The organism is Nocardia sp. SSK8, from assembly GCF_037034205.1.
In the GTDB taxonomy this organism is placed as follows: Bacteria; Actinomycetota; Actinomycetes; order Mycobacteriales; family Mycobacteriaceae; genus Nocardia.
Map to the genome: position 1 here is coordinate 59,668 of NZ_JBAGKD010000012.1, position 16,388 is coordinate 76,055.

General features: G+C 69.7%; 18 protein-coding genes. 9 read left to right on the top strand and 9 right to left on the bottom strand.

Features of this window, described 5'->3' with window-relative positions; translation table 11 throughout:
• Positions 1 to 6 precede the first annotated feature (6 nt).
• Positions 7 to 1,464, bottom strand: a complete 1,458-nt coding sequence (locus WA675_RS21225) for a cytochrome ubiquinol oxidase subunit I (protein WP_336086457.1) — start codon at positions 1,462 to 1,464, stop codon at positions 7 to 9.
• A gap of 128 nt (positions 1,465 to 1,592) precedes the next feature.
• Positions 1,593 to 2,498, bottom strand: coding sequence for an aminodeoxychorismate lyase (locus WA675_RS21230; RefSeq protein ID WP_336086459.1), 906 nt, complete (start codon positions 2,496 to 2,498; stop codon positions 1,593 to 1,595).
• 122 nt (positions 2,499 to 2,620) lie between these two features.
• Between WA675_RS21230 and ygfZ the strand changes: the two genes are divergently transcribed.
• The 4 genes from ygfZ to WA675_RS21250 all read left to right on the top strand — a co-directional run bounded on the left by ygfZ (position 2,621) and on the right by WA675_RS21250 (position 6,018).
• Positions 2,621 to 3,736: a CAF17-like 4Fe-4S cluster assembly/insertion protein YgfZ gene (gene ygfZ, locus WA675_RS21235; protein WP_336086461.1), complete on the top strand. Its 1,116-nt coding sequence runs from the start codon at positions 2,621 to 2,623 to the stop codon at positions 3,734 to 3,736.
• A gap of 242 nt (positions 3,737 to 3,978) precedes the next feature.
• Complete coding sequence (locus tag WA675_RS21240; protein ID WP_336086713.1) at positions 3,979 to 4,674, top strand: MOSC domain-containing protein; 696 nt, start codon at positions 3,979 to 3,981, stop codon at positions 4,672 to 4,674.
• Positions 4,671 to 5,621, top strand: a complete 951-nt coding sequence (locus WA675_RS21245; RefSeq protein ID WP_336086462.1) for an asparaginase — start codon at positions 4,671 to 4,673, stop codon at positions 5,619 to 5,621. The genes WA675_RS21240 and WA675_RS21245 overlap by 4 nt, the downstream gene beginning before the upstream one ends.
• Positions 5,622 to 5,796: 175 nt before the next feature.
• Positions 5,797 to 6,018, top strand: coding sequence for a DUF3073 domain-containing protein (locus WA675_RS21250; protein ID WP_278264730.1), 222 nt, complete (start codon positions 5,797 to 5,799; stop codon positions 6,016 to 6,018).
• Between the two features lie 288 nt (positions 6,019 to 6,306).
• On the opposite strand, the gene purM is transcribed toward WA675_RS21250, so the two are convergent.
• A complete protein-coding gene (gene purM / locus WA675_RS21255; RefSeq protein WP_336086465.1) occupies positions 6,307 to 7,386 on the bottom strand; it encodes a phosphoribosylformylglycinamidine cyclo-ligase in 1,080 nt (359 codons plus the stop codon).
• A gap of 98 nt (positions 7,387 to 7,484) precedes the next feature.
• Complete coding sequence (gene purF / locus WA675_RS21260; protein ID WP_336086467.1) at positions 7,485 to 9,065, bottom strand: amidophosphoribosyltransferase; 1,581 nt, start codon at positions 9,063 to 9,065, stop codon at positions 7,485 to 7,487.
• Positions 9,066 to 9,359: 294 nt separating this feature from the next.
• Between purF and WA675_RS21265 the strand changes: the two genes are divergently transcribed.
• Complete coding sequence (locus tag WA675_RS21265; RefSeq protein ID WP_336086469.1) at positions 9,360 to 10,643, top strand: YhgE/Pip domain-containing protein; 1,284 nt, start codon at positions 9,360 to 9,362, stop codon at positions 10,641 to 10,643.
• On the opposite strand, the gene WA675_RS21270 is transcribed toward WA675_RS21265, so the two are convergent.
• From WA675_RS21270 to WA675_RS21285, 4 genes are read right to left on the bottom strand one after another with little or no spacing between them, the layout of a single operon-like run.
• On the bottom strand, positions 10,644 to 10,955 hold the full coding sequence (locus WA675_RS21270; RefSeq protein WP_336086471.1) for a hypothetical protein: 312 nt from the start codon (positions 10,953 to 10,955) through the stop codon (positions 10,644 to 10,646).
• Positions 10,952 to 11,272 carry an AbrB/MazE/SpoVT family DNA-binding domain-containing protein gene (locus tag WA675_RS21275; RefSeq protein ID WP_336086473.1) on the bottom strand — a complete coding sequence of 107 codons (321 nt, stop codon included), beginning with the start codon at positions 11,270 to 11,272 and terminating at the stop codon, positions 10,952 to 10,954. The genes WA675_RS21270 and WA675_RS21275 overlap by 4 nt, the downstream gene beginning before the upstream one ends.
• A 57-nt stretch (positions 11,273 to 11,329) precedes the next feature.
• Complete coding sequence (locus WA675_RS21280) at positions 11,330 to 11,725, bottom strand: sterol carrier family protein (RefSeq protein WP_336086475.1); 396 nt, start codon at positions 11,723 to 11,725, stop codon at positions 11,330 to 11,332.
• Between the two features lie 54 nt (positions 11,726 to 11,779).
• Positions 11,780 to 12,568 (bottom strand): thioesterase family protein, encoded by a 789-nt coding sequence (locus WA675_RS21285; protein ID WP_336086477.1) that lies wholly within the window; start codon positions 12,566 to 12,568, stop codon positions 11,780 to 11,782.
• 91 nt (positions 12,569 to 12,659) lie between these two features.
• Between WA675_RS21285 and WA675_RS21290 the strand changes: the two genes are divergently transcribed.
• The 4 genes from WA675_RS21290 to WA675_RS21305 are packed head-to-tail and all read left to right on the top strand — an operon-like array spanning position 12,660 to position 15,632.
• Entirely contained in the window at positions 12,660 to 13,277 is a 618-nt protein-coding gene (locus tag WA675_RS21290) for a TetR/AcrR family transcriptional regulator (RefSeq protein WP_336086479.1), read from the top strand.
• Between the two features lie 40 nt (positions 13,278 to 13,317).
• Complete coding sequence (locus WA675_RS21295) at positions 13,318 to 14,226, top strand: ribonuclease Z (RefSeq protein ID WP_336086481.1); 909 nt, start codon at positions 13,318 to 13,320, stop codon at positions 14,224 to 14,226.
• A 10-nt stretch (positions 14,227 to 14,236) separates the two neighbouring features.
• Positions 14,237 to 14,731 carry a hypothetical protein gene (locus tag WA675_RS21300; RefSeq protein WP_336086483.1) on the top strand — a complete coding sequence of 165 codons (495 nt, stop codon included), beginning with the start codon at positions 14,237 to 14,239 and terminating at the stop codon, positions 14,729 to 14,731.
• A 34-nt stretch (positions 14,732 to 14,765) separates the two neighbouring features.
• A complete protein-coding gene (locus WA675_RS21305; RefSeq protein ID WP_336086484.1) occupies positions 14,766 to 15,632 on the top strand; it encodes an alpha/beta fold hydrolase in 867 nt (288 codons plus the stop codon).
• A gap of 124 nt (positions 15,633 to 15,756) precedes the next feature.
• On the opposite strand, the gene WA675_RS21310 is transcribed toward WA675_RS21305, so the two are convergent.
• Positions 15,757 to 16,329 (bottom strand): CPBP family intramembrane glutamic endopeptidase, encoded by a 573-nt coding sequence (locus tag WA675_RS21310; RefSeq protein WP_336086486.1) that lies wholly within the window; start codon positions 16,327 to 16,329, stop codon positions 15,757 to 15,759.
• Positions 16,330 to 16,388 lie beyond the last annotated feature (59 nt).

A 16,388-nucleotide genomic window follows, 5' to 3' on the forward strand; every position in this document is an offset into this window, starting at 1 on the left:
GGGCTCCTAGTAGGCGAAGGACAGTTGTTCGACGGACGGCTCGTCCGGGGTGTCCGGCGTGGGTTTCGGGGTGTCCGGCCCGGCCACCACATACCGGCGGATGAGGTAGAACCACACCACCGCGAGCGCACCGTAGAGCAGGGTGAACACGATCAGTGAGAACAGCACGGTGGTGGCGGAGTGTTCGGAGACCGCCTGCTGCACCGTCATCCGGATATTCGGATCGCCGGTGGGATTGGGCACCACCGCCCACGGCTGACGCCCCATCTCGGTGAACACCCAGCCCGCGGCGTTGGCCAGGAACGGGGTGGGGATGGCGAGCAGGCTCAGCCAGGAGAACCACCGCTGATCGGGGACGCGGCCACCGCGCGTCACCCAGAATCCGGCGAACACCAGCAGCATGGCACCGGCCGCCAGGCCGATCATGGCGCGGAAGGACCAGTAGGTGACGAACAGGTTGGGCCGGTAGTCACCAGGGCCGTATTTCACGTTGTAGGTCTGCTGGAGGTCCTGCACACCGGCCAGCGTGACGTCGCTGAACTCGCCCTCGGCCAGGTACGGCAGCACGTACGGCACCTTCAGCACGTGGATCACGCTGTCGCAGTTGTTGTGTGTGCCGACGGTGAGCACCGAGAAGTCGGGGTCGGTCTCGGTGTGACACAACGATTCCGCCGACGCCATCTTCATCGGCTGCTGTTCGAACATGAGCTTGCCCTGGATATCGCCGGTGAACACCAGCGCGATCCCCGCGAGCACGACCACCACCAGCGAGGCCCGGGCGGCGGGACGCCACATCGTGCGCGCCTCTTCGAGTTTCGCGGCGTCACCACTGCGCGCGTTGCGCACCATCCACCAGCCCGCGACCCCGGCGACGAATACGCCCGCGGTGAGGAAGGCCCCGGCGACGACGTGCGGGAACGCGGCCAGCGTCGTGTTGTTGGTGAGCAGCGCGAAGATGCTCTCCAGTTCCGCGCGTCCGGTTTCCGGGTTGTAGCGCGCGCCGACCGGATGCTGCATGAACGAATTCGCGGCCACGATGAAGTAGGCGGAGGCGTTCACGCCGAGCGCGACGATCCAGATCGTCGCCAGGTGAACGAGTTTCGGCAATCGGGTCCAGCCGAAGATCCACAACCCGATGAACGTCGACTCCATGAAGAACGCGATGAGCGCTTCCAAAGCCAGTGGGGCACCGAAGATGTCACCGATGAAGCGGGAGTATTCGCTCCAGTTCATCCCGAACTGGAATTCCTGCACGATGCCGGTGGCCACGCCGAGGGCGAAGTTGATCAGGAAGAGTTTGCCGAAGAACTTGGTGAGCCGGTACCAGCGTTCGTTTCCGGTAACGACCCAGGCGGTCTGCATCATCGCGATCAGCGGTGCCAGACCGATGGTCAGCGGAACGAAGATGAAGTGGTAGACGGTCGTGATCCCGAATTGCCACCGGGAGACATCGAGCGTGTCCATCCGACCTCCAGCTTCCACTACGACGACTTGTAGTAGATGTTACGCGGAGGACGCCGCTGATCAAGGGTGACGACGGACACCACGCCGAAACCCCGCAGGGGCACGCCCACCCGTGCCCCTCACACGGCTCACCAGTCGCCGATGGCACCCGGTCGTTCGATGCCCTGGTCCACCAGGTCGATGATCTCCTGCGCGTTGTCCGGCGCCGACATGCGCACGCCGTCCAGCTGATTCACCCGCGCGGCCAGGGTGATGCTCGACAGTAGCCAGATGCTGTCGCAGTCGAACAGATCAGCGGTGAACAGCGACTGGTACTTGCACTCCCAGCCCGCCTTCTCCGCCGCCGCGAACAGCGAGCGCTGCGTAACCCCCGGCAGCACACCGTTTTTCGCGGGCGGAGTGATGAGCTGCTTGTCGCGGGCGATCACCACCGTGGACCGCGGGCCTTCCAGCACACGGTGTTCGGTGCTGTGGAAGATCACGTCCTCGGCACCCATCCGGCGGGCGAACCGCAGCGCGGCCATGTTCGTCGCGTAGGACAGCGTCTTCGCGCCGAGCAGCTGCCAGGGCGCGGCCTGCGCGAGATCGATCGAGATGCCCCTGGCCAGCGACATCACCTTCACGCCTTCGGCGCGGGCGGTCGCGACACGATCGGGGACCGGGGAGACGAGCACGTACGCGGTGGGCTTGGGATCCTCGGGCACCAGTTCCGAGCGCGGCGCGTCGAATTCCGAGTCGCGACCGCGCGAGTAGACCAGCCGCAGCATCCCCTCTTCCTCGTCACCCCACTCCTTGACCGCGAGCTTGACGGCCGAGCGCCATTTCGTCAGTCCCGGCTCCGGCAGTTCCAGTGCCTGCGCGGAGCGGCGCAGTCTGGCGAGGTGGTATTCCAGCGCCATGGCGGTGCCGTTGCGCACCAGAATCGTTTCGAAAACTCCGTCTCCCCGCAGTGCTCCGATGTCGTCGGCATAAAGCAACGGCGCATTCGCATCAGCGAACGCGCCGTCGAGTGTCACAAGTACCCGTTCTCCCATGTGCCGAGCGTAGGCGTTATCGGTCCGTTATGCCTATGGCTGCCCCGAAACGGCCCTTCGGATCAGCCTGTCGCACCGCCCGCCTGCGGCGCGTGTCGGTGCACGCGCCTACAGTGGGTGTTGTGTCGCAGGTCGTCGCCCCCAGTCCTGTTCTCCATACTCCGGGTGCCGTCGCGGGCGCACCGGGCTCCCCCGACGCCGCGGTCGCCTGGCATTACGGCGATCCGTTCGGCGAGCAGAAGGCCGCCGCGCGCAAGGTCGCGGTCGTCGACCGGTCCCATCGCAGTGTGGCCACCATCACCGGCGCCGAGCGCCTGAGCTGGCTGCACACCATCACCAGCCAGCACATCGCCGCCCTGCCCGACGGGCACAGCGCCGAGAACCTGGATCTCGACCTCAACGGCCGCGTCCAGCACCACTTCGTGCTCACCGACCTCGACGGCACCGTCTGGCTCGACACCGAGGCCGAGCGCGGCGCCGAGCTGCTGTCGTTCCTGCGGAAGATGGTCTTCTGGGCCGACGCCAAACCCGCCGCGGCCCCCGAGCACGCCGTGCTGAGCCTGTTGGGCCCCCAGGTGGACACCCTGCTGCCCACCCTGGGCATCGAGGCGCTGCCCGGGGTCTACGAGGCCGTCGCGCTGCCCGGCGGTGGCTTCCTGCGCCGGATGCCGTGGCCGGGCGAGCACGCCTTCGACCTGATCGTGCCGCGCGCGTCCCTCGGCGACTGGTGGAGCAAGCTCACCGCCGCCGGGGCGGCGCCCGCGGGCATGTGGGCCTACGAGGCGCTGCGGGTGGCCGCCCTGCGCCCGCGCATCGGCCTGGACACCGACGAGCGCACCATCCCGCACGAGGCCCGCTGGATCGGCGGCATCGACGAGCGGGGCGCCGTCCACCTGAACAAGGGCTGCTATCGCGGCCAGGAGACCGTCGCCCGGGTGCACAACCTCGGCAAGCCGCCGCGCAACCTGCTGCTGCTGCACCTGGACGGCTCGGCCGACGAACGCCCCGCCCCCGGCGACGACGTGACCGCGGGTGGGCGCACGGTCGGCCGCCTGGGCACCGTCATCGACCACTACGAACTCGGCCCGATCGCCCTGGCCCTGGTGAAGCGCTCGGTCCCCGCGGGCACCGAACTGGTCGCGGGCACCATGGCCGCCGCCATCGACCCCGACTCCGTCCCCGCCGACGACGGCGTGCAGGCAGGCCGCGCCGCCGTCGACCGTCTGCGCGGGCGATGATCGACGAACCCGAGCTCGACGACGAGCCGACGCCCGGCCGCCCCGTCATCGGCCGCTCCGGCGACGACCCAGCGCCCGGCCGCGCCAACCCGGGCCGCTCCGGCGACGAGCCTGCGACGGCTGGTCGCACGGCGAATCGGGAATCCCCGCCCAGCGAGGCGTCTGCCGGGATCGCGCGGTCGGCGCAGGACCAGACCCGACGCGATAGCGAGCTCGCGACGGCGGGTCAGCCGGGTCCCGCGCTGCGCGTCGGTGACACCGGCCGGGTCGAGGCCGTGTGTGTGGTGCACGCCGAGATCGAGGTGCGCACCCGGGTCGGGCGCTCCGCGATCGACAAGCGACCGGTCGAGGGTCGCGTCCCGGTCCGCGCGCTCGGGCTCGCGGGCGACCACGTCTGCGATGTCGAGCACCACGGCGGTATCGACCAGGCCGTCTACGCCTATTCCGACGCCGACGCGGACCGCTGGGGCGGCGAACTCGACCGCACCCTGCCCCCGGGCTGGTTCGGCGAGAATCTGCGGCTGAGCGGGTTGCCGGTCAGCGACGCGGTGCTCGGCTCGCACTGGGCGATCGGCGACACCCTGCTCGAGGTCAGCGGGCCGCGCGTCCCGTGCTCGGCGTTCGGCCAGTGGTCCGGCGAGCCGCGCTGGGTCAAGCGCTTCACCCTCCAGTCCGATACCGGGTGCTACTTCCGGGTGCTCACCGAGGGCAGCATCGGCGCGGGCGACGAAGTCCGCGTCGTACACGTGCCCGAACACGGCATCACCGTGCGCGACCTGTTCACCGGTGCCGACCACGCGCGGCTGGAGCGCCTGCGCGCCGAGGAACCCACTATCTCCGCCGATGTCCACATGCAGATCGACCGGCACCTCCGCTCCCGGCGCACTCTCGCGCCCGCGGGCGAGGCCGCGAACTCCGTCGCACAGGAGGCTCGATGAGCGTCGAACTGGTCGAGGTCGTCCGTTCCGGTTTCCGCGAGTGCGTGCATCGCGGGTCGGTCGTGGTGCTCGATCCCGACGGCACCCCCACCCTCGAGCTCGGCGAGGTCCACGGCCCGATCTTCCCGCGCTCGACCAACAAGCCCATGCAGGCGCTGACCCTGCTGCGCAACGGCTTCGACCCGGTCGACGACGCCGAACTCGCCATCACCACCGCCTCGCACTTCGGCGAGCCCGACCACATCGCGCTGGTGCGCCGCCTGCTCGAGCGTTTCGGCCACACCGAGGCCGACCTGGCCTGCCCACCCGACCTCCCCTTCGAGGAGCAGGCCCGCGCGCTGGCCCGCACCGGCTCCGGCCCGAGCCCGCTGTATATGAACTGTTCGGGCAAACACGCGGCGATGCTGGCCACCTGCCTGATCAACGACTGGCCCCGCACCGGATATCTCGACGTCGAGCACCCCCTGCAGCAGGCCGTTCTCGCCACTATCGCCGACGTCACCGGCGAACCCGAGACCGACCTGGGCATCGATGGCTGCGGCCTGCCGATCGTGCCCGTCTCGCTGATCAATCTGGCCCGCGCCTTCGCCGGCTTCACCACGGCCGAACCCGGCACAGCGCCGCGCCGGATCGCCGATGCCGTGCGGGCGAATCCGCGAGTGATTTCGGGCACCAACGGCCCCGACCTGCTGGCCATGTCGAGCACCCCCGGACTCTTCTGCAAGATCGGTGCCGACGGCGTGCACGCGGGCGCGCTCCCCGACGGACGCGCCTTCGCCTACAAGATCGACGACGGCCACGACCGGGCCAGGATGCCGCTGACGCTGGCGATTCTGCGCCGCCTCGGCGTCGACTGGACCGATGCGCACACCGACCTCGCCGCCACCGCCGTCACCGGTGGCGACGCCAGAGTCGGTGTGATCCGCGCGATTCCGGGGGTGCTCTGAGACCGGGCGGACTCGGCGAAGAAGGGGCAAACGGTCGCGGTTCGGGAGTTCTTCACCCACTCCTGGGAGCGCGACCGTCTAACACACGCTAAAGTGTCTGTCAGGAAGAGTATTAATTCGAACGGGGCCGCCAACAAACCCCAGGCCGCCCCGCAGTGACGCGAGGGGGTCAGCCATGGGCCGTGGCCGGGCTAAGGCAAAGCAGACCAAAGTCGCACGTGAGCTCAAGTACAGCTCCGCGCCGACCGACTTCGCGAGCCTTCAGCGCGAGCTGTCGGATAGCACTCCGCTCTCACCACCGAGGAGCGGCGGAGTGATCTCCGATGAGCACGACGCAGACGAGTCGGCGTCCCGTTGGAACAACGAGGACGACGACTACGACAGCTGGCGCCGCTGACCGAACGTCGGTGAAGGGGGAGGCCACGCGCGGCCTCCCCCTTCAGCCGTTGTCACTCAGCGTGCGTCGGGCTCGCAGCAGTACGGCGAACATCCGAATAGACGACGAGCGTCCTGTGCACACACAGGACGCTCGTCGTGTTCGCCGCCTCGAGACCCCGACCTTCCCGAGCCGACGGGCACCTTCCCCTTCCCATACGGGATAGCCGCTCCCGCGTCAGCACAAACCCCGCAAACGCGGTGAGCCGGGTCGCGATGAACGCGACCCGGCTCACTGCGTAGCGGGATGTCAGAAGCGCGGGTGGTCACCCAGCAGGAAGGCGCGCGGCGCGTCGGCGTCGGCGGCCTTCTTGACCTGGCCCAGGGTCCAGCAGTCGATGTGGCGGGCGGTGAGCACCGCCAGCGCGCGGTCGGCGTCCTCGGGGGCCACGATCGCGACCATGCCGACGCCCATGTTGAACGTCTTCTCCATCTCGACGCGCTCGACGCGGCCGCGCTGGGCGATCATCTTGAACACCGGCGCGGGGTTCCAGGTGCCGCGGTCCAGCTCGGCGACCAGCCCGGCGGGCAGCACACGCGCCAGGTTGGCGGCGAGGCCACCACCGGTGACGTGCGAGAAGGTGCGCACGTCGGTCTCGGCGATCAGCGCAAGGCAGTCCTTGGCGTAGATGCGGGTGGGCTCGAGCAGTTCCTCACCGAGGGTGCGGCCGAATTCCTCGACGTAGCCGGTCAGCGACATGCGGTCGATGTCGAGCAGCACCTTGCGGGCCAGGCTGTAGCCGTTGGAGTGCAGGCCCGAGGAACCCATCGCGATGACGACATCGCCCGGGCGCACCCGGTCGGGGCCCAGCACCGAGTCGGCCTCCACGACGCCGACGCCGGTGGCGGACAGGTCGTAGTCGTCCGGGTCCATCAGGCCCGGGTGCTCGGCGGTCTCGCCACCGAGCAGCGCGCAACCGGCCTTGATGCAGCCCTCGGCGATGCCGGAGACCAGCTCGGCGACCTTCTCCGGGACGACCTTGCCGATGGCGATGTAGTCCTGCAGGAACAGCGGCTCGGCGCCACAGACCACCAGGTCGTCGACGACCATGGCGACCAGGTCGAGGCCGACGGTGTCGTGCTTGTCCAGCGCCTGCGCGACGGCGATCTTGGTGCCGACGCCGTCGGTGGACGCGGCCAGCAGCGGCTCGCGGTATCCGCCCTTGAGGGCGAACAGGCCGGCGAAGCCGCCGAGCCCACCCTGCACCTCGGGTCGGCTGGCCTTCTTCGCCAATGGTCCGAACAACTCGACGGCGCGGTCACCGGCTTCGATGTCCACGCCGGCCGCGGCGTAGGAAGCGCCGGCACCGCTGGGGGTCTGTTCAGTCATTGTGGGGGAAAGCTCCAAACCGAATCGGCGGATAGATGCCTAGTAACTCTAAGTGATCCGCCTGTCCAGCTGACGTGCGGCTCCGGGCGGACGGAAACCTACGGGCGGCTCAACGCGTCGGCGTTGATGTTCTCGCCCAGCAACCGCGCCTCGGGCTGCCCGGAGAGCATCCCCTCCAGCACGTTCTTGCCGATCGCGGCCTCCTGCGGCAGCGGGATCGGGTACTCGCCGGTGAAGCAGGCGGTGCACAGGCGCGAGGCGGGCTGCTCGGTGGCGGCGATCATGCCCTCGGTGCTGATGTAGCCGAGGCTGTCCGCGCCGATCGAGCGGCGCACGTTCTCCACCATGTCGTCGTAGCTGTCGTCGGCGCCGGTGCCGTTGGCGATCAGCTCCGCGCGCGAGGCGAAGTCGATGCCGTAGAAACACGGCCACTTCACCGGCGGCGAGGCGATGCGCACATGGATCTCCAGCGCGCCTGCCTCGCGCAGCATGCGGATCAGCGCGCGCTGGGTGTTGCCGCGCACGATCGAGTCGTCGACCACGATCAGCCGCTTGCCGCGGATGACCTCGCGCAGCGGGTTGAGCTTGAGCCGGATACCCAGCTGACGGATGGTCTGGCTGGGCTGGATGAAGGTGCGGCCCACGTAGGCGTTCTTCATCAGGCCCTGGCCGTAGGGAATGCCCGAACCCTGCGCGTACCCGACCGCGGCGGGGGTGCCCGACTCGGGCACCGGGATCACCAGATCGGCGTCGATCGGGTTCTCCTTGGCCAGTTTGCGGCCGATCTCCACGCGGGTGGAGTGCACCGAACGCCCGGCGATGGTGGTGTCGGGGCGGGCCAGGTAGACGTACTCGAACACGCAACCCTTGGGCTCGGGGTTGGCGAAGCGCATGGACCGCACGCCGTCGGCGTCGATGGCCAGCAGCTCACCGGGCTCGATCTCGCGGACGAAGGCGGCGCCGACGATGTCGAGCGCGGCGGTCTCGGAGGCCACCACCCAGCCGCGGTCGAGCCTGCCCAGCACCAGCGGGCGCACACCGTGCGGGTCGCGCGCGGCGTAGAGGGTGTGCTCGTCCATGAAGGTGAGGCAGAACGCGCCGCGCAGTTGCGGCAGCAGCTCCATCGCGGCCTGCTCGATGCTCGAGTCGGCGGCGGCGTGCGCCAGCAGCGCGGTGACGATATCGGAATCGGAGGTCGCCCCGGTCATCTGCGGGCGGCCGTTGATCACGCCCGCGCCGATCAGGCCCAGTTCGCGTGCGCGACCGGCCAATTCGGCGGTGTTGACCAGGTTGCCGTTGTGGCCCAGCGCCAGGCCGGAACCGACGGCGGTGGTGCGGAAGATCGGCTGCGCGTTCTCCCAGGTGACCCCACCGGTGGTGGAGTAGCGACAGTGCCCGACGGCGATGTGCCCCGGCATGGCGCCCAGGGTCTGCTCGTCGAACACCTGGGAGACCAGGCCGAGGTCCTTGAACACCAGGATCTGCGAGCCGTCGGAGACGGCGATACCGGCCGCCTCCTGGCCGCGATGCTGCAGCGCGTAGAGGCCGTAATAGGTGAGCTTGGCGACGTCCTCGTCGGGAGCCCAGACGCCGAAGACGCCACACTCCTCGCGGGGCTCGTTCTCGGGCTCGTCCGGAAGTGTGGATGTGCTGTCGATCGTGCGATCGGCGTCGGTCACCGTGTGCTCCCTGTTCGGGCGGGCTGGGGGCACCCGTCATTCTACGGGTGATTCGGGCGTCGACGTGCACCACGGCGCAAACCCGGCGCAATCGAGGGTGGTGATCGCCCGAATTCCGGCGGAACAGCTGTTACGGTGCCGATCGTGACCACCGATGACAGTGCGCACGAACCAGCTGATTCCCCAGCGTCTCCCCCGGACAACACCGCGTCGGTGCCGAAGGATTCCGATTCGTCGCCCCGGGGGGAAGCGACGTTGGACACAGTCCGGCTCCCACCGCGACGGTGGGCCCGGATGGTGCTGGCGCCCACGGTGGTCCTCGCGGTCGTGTTGTCGCTGCTCGGTGTGATGTATCTGGCCTACATCTCCGATCCGGAGGGGAATCTGCACGATTTCCCGATCGCGCTGGTCAACCAGGATGTCGGTGACACCATCGACACCGGCGACGGCACCGAGCAGGTGAACTTCGGCAAGCAGGTGGCCGACGCGCTGGTGGCCGGGATGCCCGCCGACCAGGTCGATCTGCGGGTGGTCGGGATCAGCGAGTCCGAGCGGCTGATGCGCACCGCGCAGATCTACGGCGCCATCATCATCCCCAGCGACTTCAGCAAACGGCTGGGCATTCTCGGGGTCGGCAGCGTGGTCGGCGGCGAGATCGAGCGCCCGATCATCACCGTGCAGACCAATCCCGGGATGGGCCCGTACTCCGCGGGCATCGTCAACCGCATCGGCGGGCAGGCGATGGCCGAGGTGAACAAGCAGGTCGGCGACCAGCTGACCACCCGCGTGCGCGACACCCTCGCCGCGAGCCCGGCAGGCGCGCCCGCGCCGGAGATCTCCGGCGCCGCCCAGATCACCCTGTCCCAGCCCGTCCACGTGGTCGAGCAGGAGTGGCGGCCACTGCGCGACGGCGCGGGCCTCGGCCTGACGGCCTTCTTCTACGCGCTGCTGATCCTGATGGCGGGCGTGGTCGGCGCGATGGTCGTGCACACCATGGTCGACGCGCAACTGGGCTTCCAGCCCACCGAGTACGGCCCCTGGTACGTGCACTATCCGCCGACGCCGATCTCCCGCTTCCACACCCTGCTGATCAAGTGGGGCGTGATGTGCGTGGTGGCGGTGGTGATCTCGCTGCTCTATCTGCTGGTGGCGAAGATCCTGGGCGTGGCCGGGGACCAGCCGGTGCAGCTGGTGCTGTTCTCGATCCTGGCGCTGATCGCGGTGGGCCTGACCTGCATGGCCTCGCTGGCCGCCTTCGGCACCGCGGGCCTGCTGATCAACCTGGCCGTGTTCGTCATCCTCGGCCTGCCGTCCTCCAGCGGCACCGTCCCGATCCAGGCGACCCCCACCTATATCGCCTGGCTCGCCGAGTTCGAGCCGATGCACCAGGTCTACCTGGGCATGCGCTCGATCCTGTACTTCGAATCCGATTACGCCGCCGGTCTGGGCCGCGGGATCTGGATGTCGCTACTCGGGCTGCTGATCGCGCTGGTCGGCGGCGTCGCGATCACCAAGTACTACGACTACAAGGGCCTCCACCGCGAGAACCTGGTCAACAAGAAGAAAACCGCGGCCTGATTACGGCCGGTCGTATATTCCATGGTCACCGACCCGACGCCACACCAGTAGTGGCTCGCCGTCGTCTGTCTTCTCCAAGTGAAAGGTCGCACGGCCGTCCGGAGAGGCGAAGTTCCAGGTCAACGAGTAGACCTCGGAGTTGCTGAGCCGGTGCACCCGCAGGCGCCGCGGCCAGCCGGGCGTGCCGCTGAACGCCCCGGCGTCGATGGCAGGCAGGAAATGCGACCGGAGAGCCTGTTGGAACATTCGCTGATGCGCGGCGGGCAACCGCTGAAAGTCCCGGTCGAACGACGCGAGCGTCCGGTATTTCACTCCACCGCCTCGGCGGGACCCGCGGCGAGTGAGTCCAGATGCGCGAGCAGTGCCTCGGCATCGTCGAAGGTCGTGTGCCGCCCTGCCTCGACATCGGCTTCGGCCGCACGCTCGGCGGATTGATGTCCTGGCTCCCAGAACCACATCTCGTCGACGGGAACAGGCAAAGTCGGCCGCAGCTCGATGACACCGTCGGCGCGCTCGGTGATCTCCAGTTGCGCGCCTGGCTCGTCCAGCCGGTACTTCTTGCGCAACTCGGCCGGGAGCGCGACCGTCCCCCGCCCCTGAATAGCCGCGTAACCCCGGAATGTGCCCATACCCCCAGGGTCCTCCGCTGCCGCTATACAGTCAAGCAGCAAAACAGCAATGCGGCTTCACTTTGGCTTGATCGGCACGATCGGCAGCCAGTCGGCGATTTCGCGCGCTCGCAGACCGGAAACCGACAGCGCACCGGAGTCGACGGCGGCCTCGAACTCCAGTAACCCGGTAGCCAGCAACAACCAGGTACGCGGATCGGTCTCCACCACATTCGGTGGCGTCCCCCGCGTGTGCCGTGGCCCCGCGACACACTGCACGGCCACGAACGGCGGCACCCGCACCTCCACCGAATGTCCCGGCGCACTCCCCGCCAACGCCCGCGCCGTCCCCTTCACCGCCGCCCCCAAGGCACTCCGCCCCGGCACCGCCACCCGGTCGTCCCGCAACCACTCCTCCACTACGAGCACCGCGGCCCGCACCTGTGCGGGATCCACCGCATTCCGTCCAGCCATGGCCGAAACGCTACCGACCGGCACCGACGACGAATGCCGGACGGGCCACCGCCATCAGTCCAGTGGGCGGACGGTGAGGGTCTGCTGGGCCACGCCGACCGGGCCTCGGGTGTCGTGCAGGACGGTGCTGGTCAGGCCCTGGCCGGTGTGGCCGAAGGTGACGGTGGTGTCCAGGCCGGTCCAGGCGGGGTCGGGGCGGCGGTAGAGGTGGATGGTGAGGTCGAGGTTGGGGAACATCCACTTGGTGGGTTCCTGGCGGACGGCGATGCCGTTGGCGGTGTCGACCAGGGCGAGGAAGGCGGCGACGGGGTCGGCGGGTTCGTCGGCGATCAGGTCGATCGGGGTGGCGATCCAGGCGGTGGTGCGGCCGGGCTGGGGGGTGCCGACGGGGCGGGCGTCCAGGGAGGCGATGTAGCCGCCGGTCCAGGTCGAGGTCAGCGGCCAGGAGGCGAGGGAGTCGGGGGCGGGTAGGCGGTCGGGTTCGCCGCCCGCGACGGCGGCGGTGTCCTGCTCGCTCAGGAACCAGGCGCGGGCGCTGACCACCGCGCGCCCGCCGATAGTGACGGTCGCCTCGACCAGCTCGATGGTGCGGCCGGGGCGGACGATCCGCACGTCGACGTCGAATTCCTCGAAGCCGATCTTGCCAAGGATGTCGAAGCTGATCCGGCTCAGCGCCAGCGCGGGACGCCCGGCCCTGGCCTGCTGGATCTCGTGCGCGATGAGGCCGCCGACGGGGCTGAAGTGCTGCTCGTCGGGGTTCCACGCGCCACCGGCGTGGACGGTCGGCGCGAAACGATGCGGGCCGACGCGATGGAAATAGCTGGTCGCCTGTGTATCCGTCACGTTTATCAACCTACGGGTCGAGTTTTGATCCCACAAGTCGGCAGATCTTCCGAAAGGTCGGCCGGATGACCCACCTGGCTATGATCGGCCGATGACTACGGACGACGCCGTCGCGTCTCCCGGCCGTGCGGCACGGCGCCGCGACCGCCGCAAGGCGGAGATGATCGAGACCGCGCTGCAGATCCTGTCCGCGGGTGGGTACCAGGGCATGCGCTTCGAAGACGTCGCCGAGCGCTGCGATATCGCCAAAGCCACGCTGTACCACTACTTCCCGAGCAAGGACGCGCTGGTCTCGGCCGCGCTGGAGAAGCTCACCACCGATGTCCTCGTCCAGCTCACCGCCGCCCTCGACGCCGCCGCCGGGCAGTCCGCCACCGAGCGCCTGCGCGGCCTGATCGGCGAGCAACTGCGGGTGCTCACGGTGCTCTATCCCGAGGTGGGCACCCTGTTCTCGTTCCCGGCGCCCTGGCCGGAGGAGCACAACGAGGCGATCAAGACCATGCGCCGCCGCCACGACCGCCTCTTCCGCGAGGTGGTCGACGAGGGCGTCGCGGCGGGCGAGTTCGACTGCCCCGATCCCGCGGTGGCCCTGCACTGCCTGCACGGCATCCTCAACCACGCCTCCATCTGGCTGCGCCCCGACGCCGACCCCGACGGCCGCACCCGCGCCGCGGTCGTCGACGAGTCCCTGCGGTTGTTCACCCGGTAGCGGCGTGGCGTGCGCGTCGCGCAGCCGGAAGGATGGGGCGATGTCGACCCGGGAGCTGCTCGTGCTGGGCACGGCGGCGGCCGTCCCCACGCGCCGCCGCAATCACAACGGATACCTGTTGCGCTGGGACGGGCAGGGCATCCTGTTCGATCCCGGTGAGGGTGTCCAGCGGCAGATGTCGCTGGCGGGCGCCTCGGCGACCGAGCTGCGCTGGCTGTGCGTCACCCATTTCCACGGCGACCATTCCCTGGGCGTCCCCGGCATCGTGCAGCGCTTGGGCCGCGACCGGGTCCCGCACGACGTGCACGCCGTGTTCCCCGCCGAGGGCGCCGAATACTGGGCCCGCCTGAAACACGCGACCAGCTACCACGACGCGCCCTCGATCGTGGAGCACCCGGTGAGCGGCGCACGGGAAACCTTGCCGGGCAACGGTTTCACCATCACCGCCCTGCCCCTGGCCCACAGCATCCCCACCTACGGCTACCGCCTCGCCGAGCCGGACAGCCGCGCCTACCTGCCCGAGAAGCTGCGCGAACACGGCATCACCGGCGCGGCGGTCCGCGAGCTCTCGGGCGACCTGCTCGCCGAATGCACGACCCCCAAGCCCGGCCAGAAGGTCGCCTTCGTGATGGATACCGGCCTGTGCGACAACGTCTTCGCGCTCGCCGAGGGTGTCGACATGCTCGTCATCGAGTCCACCTTCCTCGACACCGAAACCGAACAGGCCGCCGACCGCGGCCACCTCACCGCCCGCCAGGCAGGCGAGGTAGCCCGCGCCGCAGGAGTGAAAACCCTTGTCCTGACCCACTTCTCCGAGCGCTACACCGAATCCCACGACCCCCTTTTCCTCGAACAAGCGGACTTCCCCGACGCCGTCCTGGCCCACGACCTCGCCCGTATCCCCCTCCCCACCCGTCGCCCGGGCCGCATCGCACCACCCGCGGAATAGAGTGGTAGCCATGCGAAGTGCGCCCGCCCTGATCGCGCTCTGCGCCATGGCCACTGCCTGCCAGGCCCCCGACGACACGACCCCGCCCGAGCCGTCTCCGCTGGTCGCCGCCTGCGCGGGCAAGCAGCCGACCGGACCCCAGACCATCGCGGGCCCCGACCTCGCGCGCTTCCTCGCCGCCACCCCGCTCCCGGCCGATGTCCGGGTGGCCGGTGGCCAGCTGGCGTTCTCCCCGCAGGCACCCGGACTGGTCGACCTGTCGCTCGACCTCTGCCTGCCCGGAACGGCGGGCATCGACGACCTGCGACTGGTCGCCACCGCCCTGGCCCACGACCTCGCCGACCACGAGCTCGGTGGACGCACCGCCGCGCTGACGGTCGCCTGCGTGTGCCCGCACAATCCCGGCGCCACCGCCGTGCGCGACCCGGCGTTCCGGCAGCACCCGTGGGACGGCACGCCCACACCCGAGACCGAGCTCCTGAACTGGGAAATCGTGACCGGCTAGGCGCCTGCCCGGGAAGAAGTCGTACATTCGTCCCATGGGTGTGATCGATCCGGAACCGACGACGTTGCGGCTGCGCAGCAGCAGTGACGGGCTGACCCTCGCCGCCGACAGCTTCGGCCCCGCCGACGGGCCGCTGGTCGTGATGCTGCACGGCGGCGGGCAGACCCGGCATTCCTGGAAGCGGACGGGGCGCGCGCTGGCGGCGGCCGGGATGCGGGTGGTCGCGGTGGACGCGCGCGGGCACGGGGACAGCGATTGGTCGCCGGATCGCGACTACTCGCGCACCGCCATGGTCGCCGACCTGCACACCGTGCTCACCCAGCTCGGCGCGACGGCGTCGGCGGGTGCCGTGGTGGTCGGGGCCAGCATGGGCGGGATCACCGGCCTGCTCGCCACCGCCGACCCGGCCGGGGCCGCCATTCGCGCGCTGGTGCTGGTCGATGTGGTGCCGCGCGCGGAGTCGGCGGGCGTGGAGCGGGTGATGGACTTCCTCGGCAAGCACCGCGACGGCTTCGACACCCTCGAGCAGGTGGCCGACGCCGTCGCCGCCTACATGCCGCACCGTCCCCGCCCCGAGAACGCCGACGGCTTGCTGCGCAATCTGCGTCAGCGCGAGGGCCGCTGGTACTGGCATTGGGACCCGGACATGATCGGCGACGGCGACCTCGACACCGACGCCCGCATCGCCGAGATGGAGGCCGCCGCCGAGGCCCTCACCATCCCCGTCCTGCTGGTGCGCGGCGGCAAGTCCGATGTCGTCAGCGACGAGGGCACCGCCGCCTTCTTGGCCCTGGCCCCGCACGCCCGCCTGGCCGAGATCAGCTCCGCCGCCCACACCGCCGCGGGCGACGACAACGACGCCTTCACCGACGCGGTAGCCGACTTCGTCGCCACCGCCTGACCCGCGCCGCACCGCCGAATCGCACCGGCCGCTCCGCCGACCACCGCCTCGCCTTCTCGCTCGGCAGCCGAGTTCCTTCGAGCACGGTGGATGGCCACCGAATCGGGAACGCCGGGCACGCGCGCTACGGTCTGCGCGCCGCGATCCACCGCGCCGCGATGGGAGCCAGCGCACCTCCGGCGTTGATCGCCAAGTGCACCAGCGCGGGCGCGGTGGCGCTGCCGGATCGGCGCCGCAGCCAGCCGAAACCCAGCCCGGCGAGGGTGGTCGCCGCGACAGTCACCGCCACGGGGTCACCTGCCGCGCGGGCTGGTTCGATGTGCCAGAGGCCGAAGTCGATGGCACCGGCCACCGGCGCGACCGGGCCCAGCGCGTCGTCGAGCAGCGGATCGAGGGTGCCCCGGAAGACCGCCTCCTCGGCCAGCACCGTGCCGACGGGGATGTGCAGCGCGATCCACTCCAGCGTGGATGTCTCCGGCACCCGCTCGGCCACTTCCAACGGCAGCCGCCGCAATGCCGGAATCGACAGCGCCACACCGTAACCGGCGAACACCAGCGCTGCCCCACCGATCCCCCAGCGAAACCCAGTGGCCGACAGCCACTTCGGACGCCCGCCGAAGACACCGGCGTACCCGGCGGCGAACACGACATTCGCCACGGTCCGCCCCCGTATCGGCAGTTCGAGCGCGGGAAGCACGCGATTGCTCCACAGGGGCGGAATCGACAAGGCCAACGCGGCGCGCAACGACCGCACGA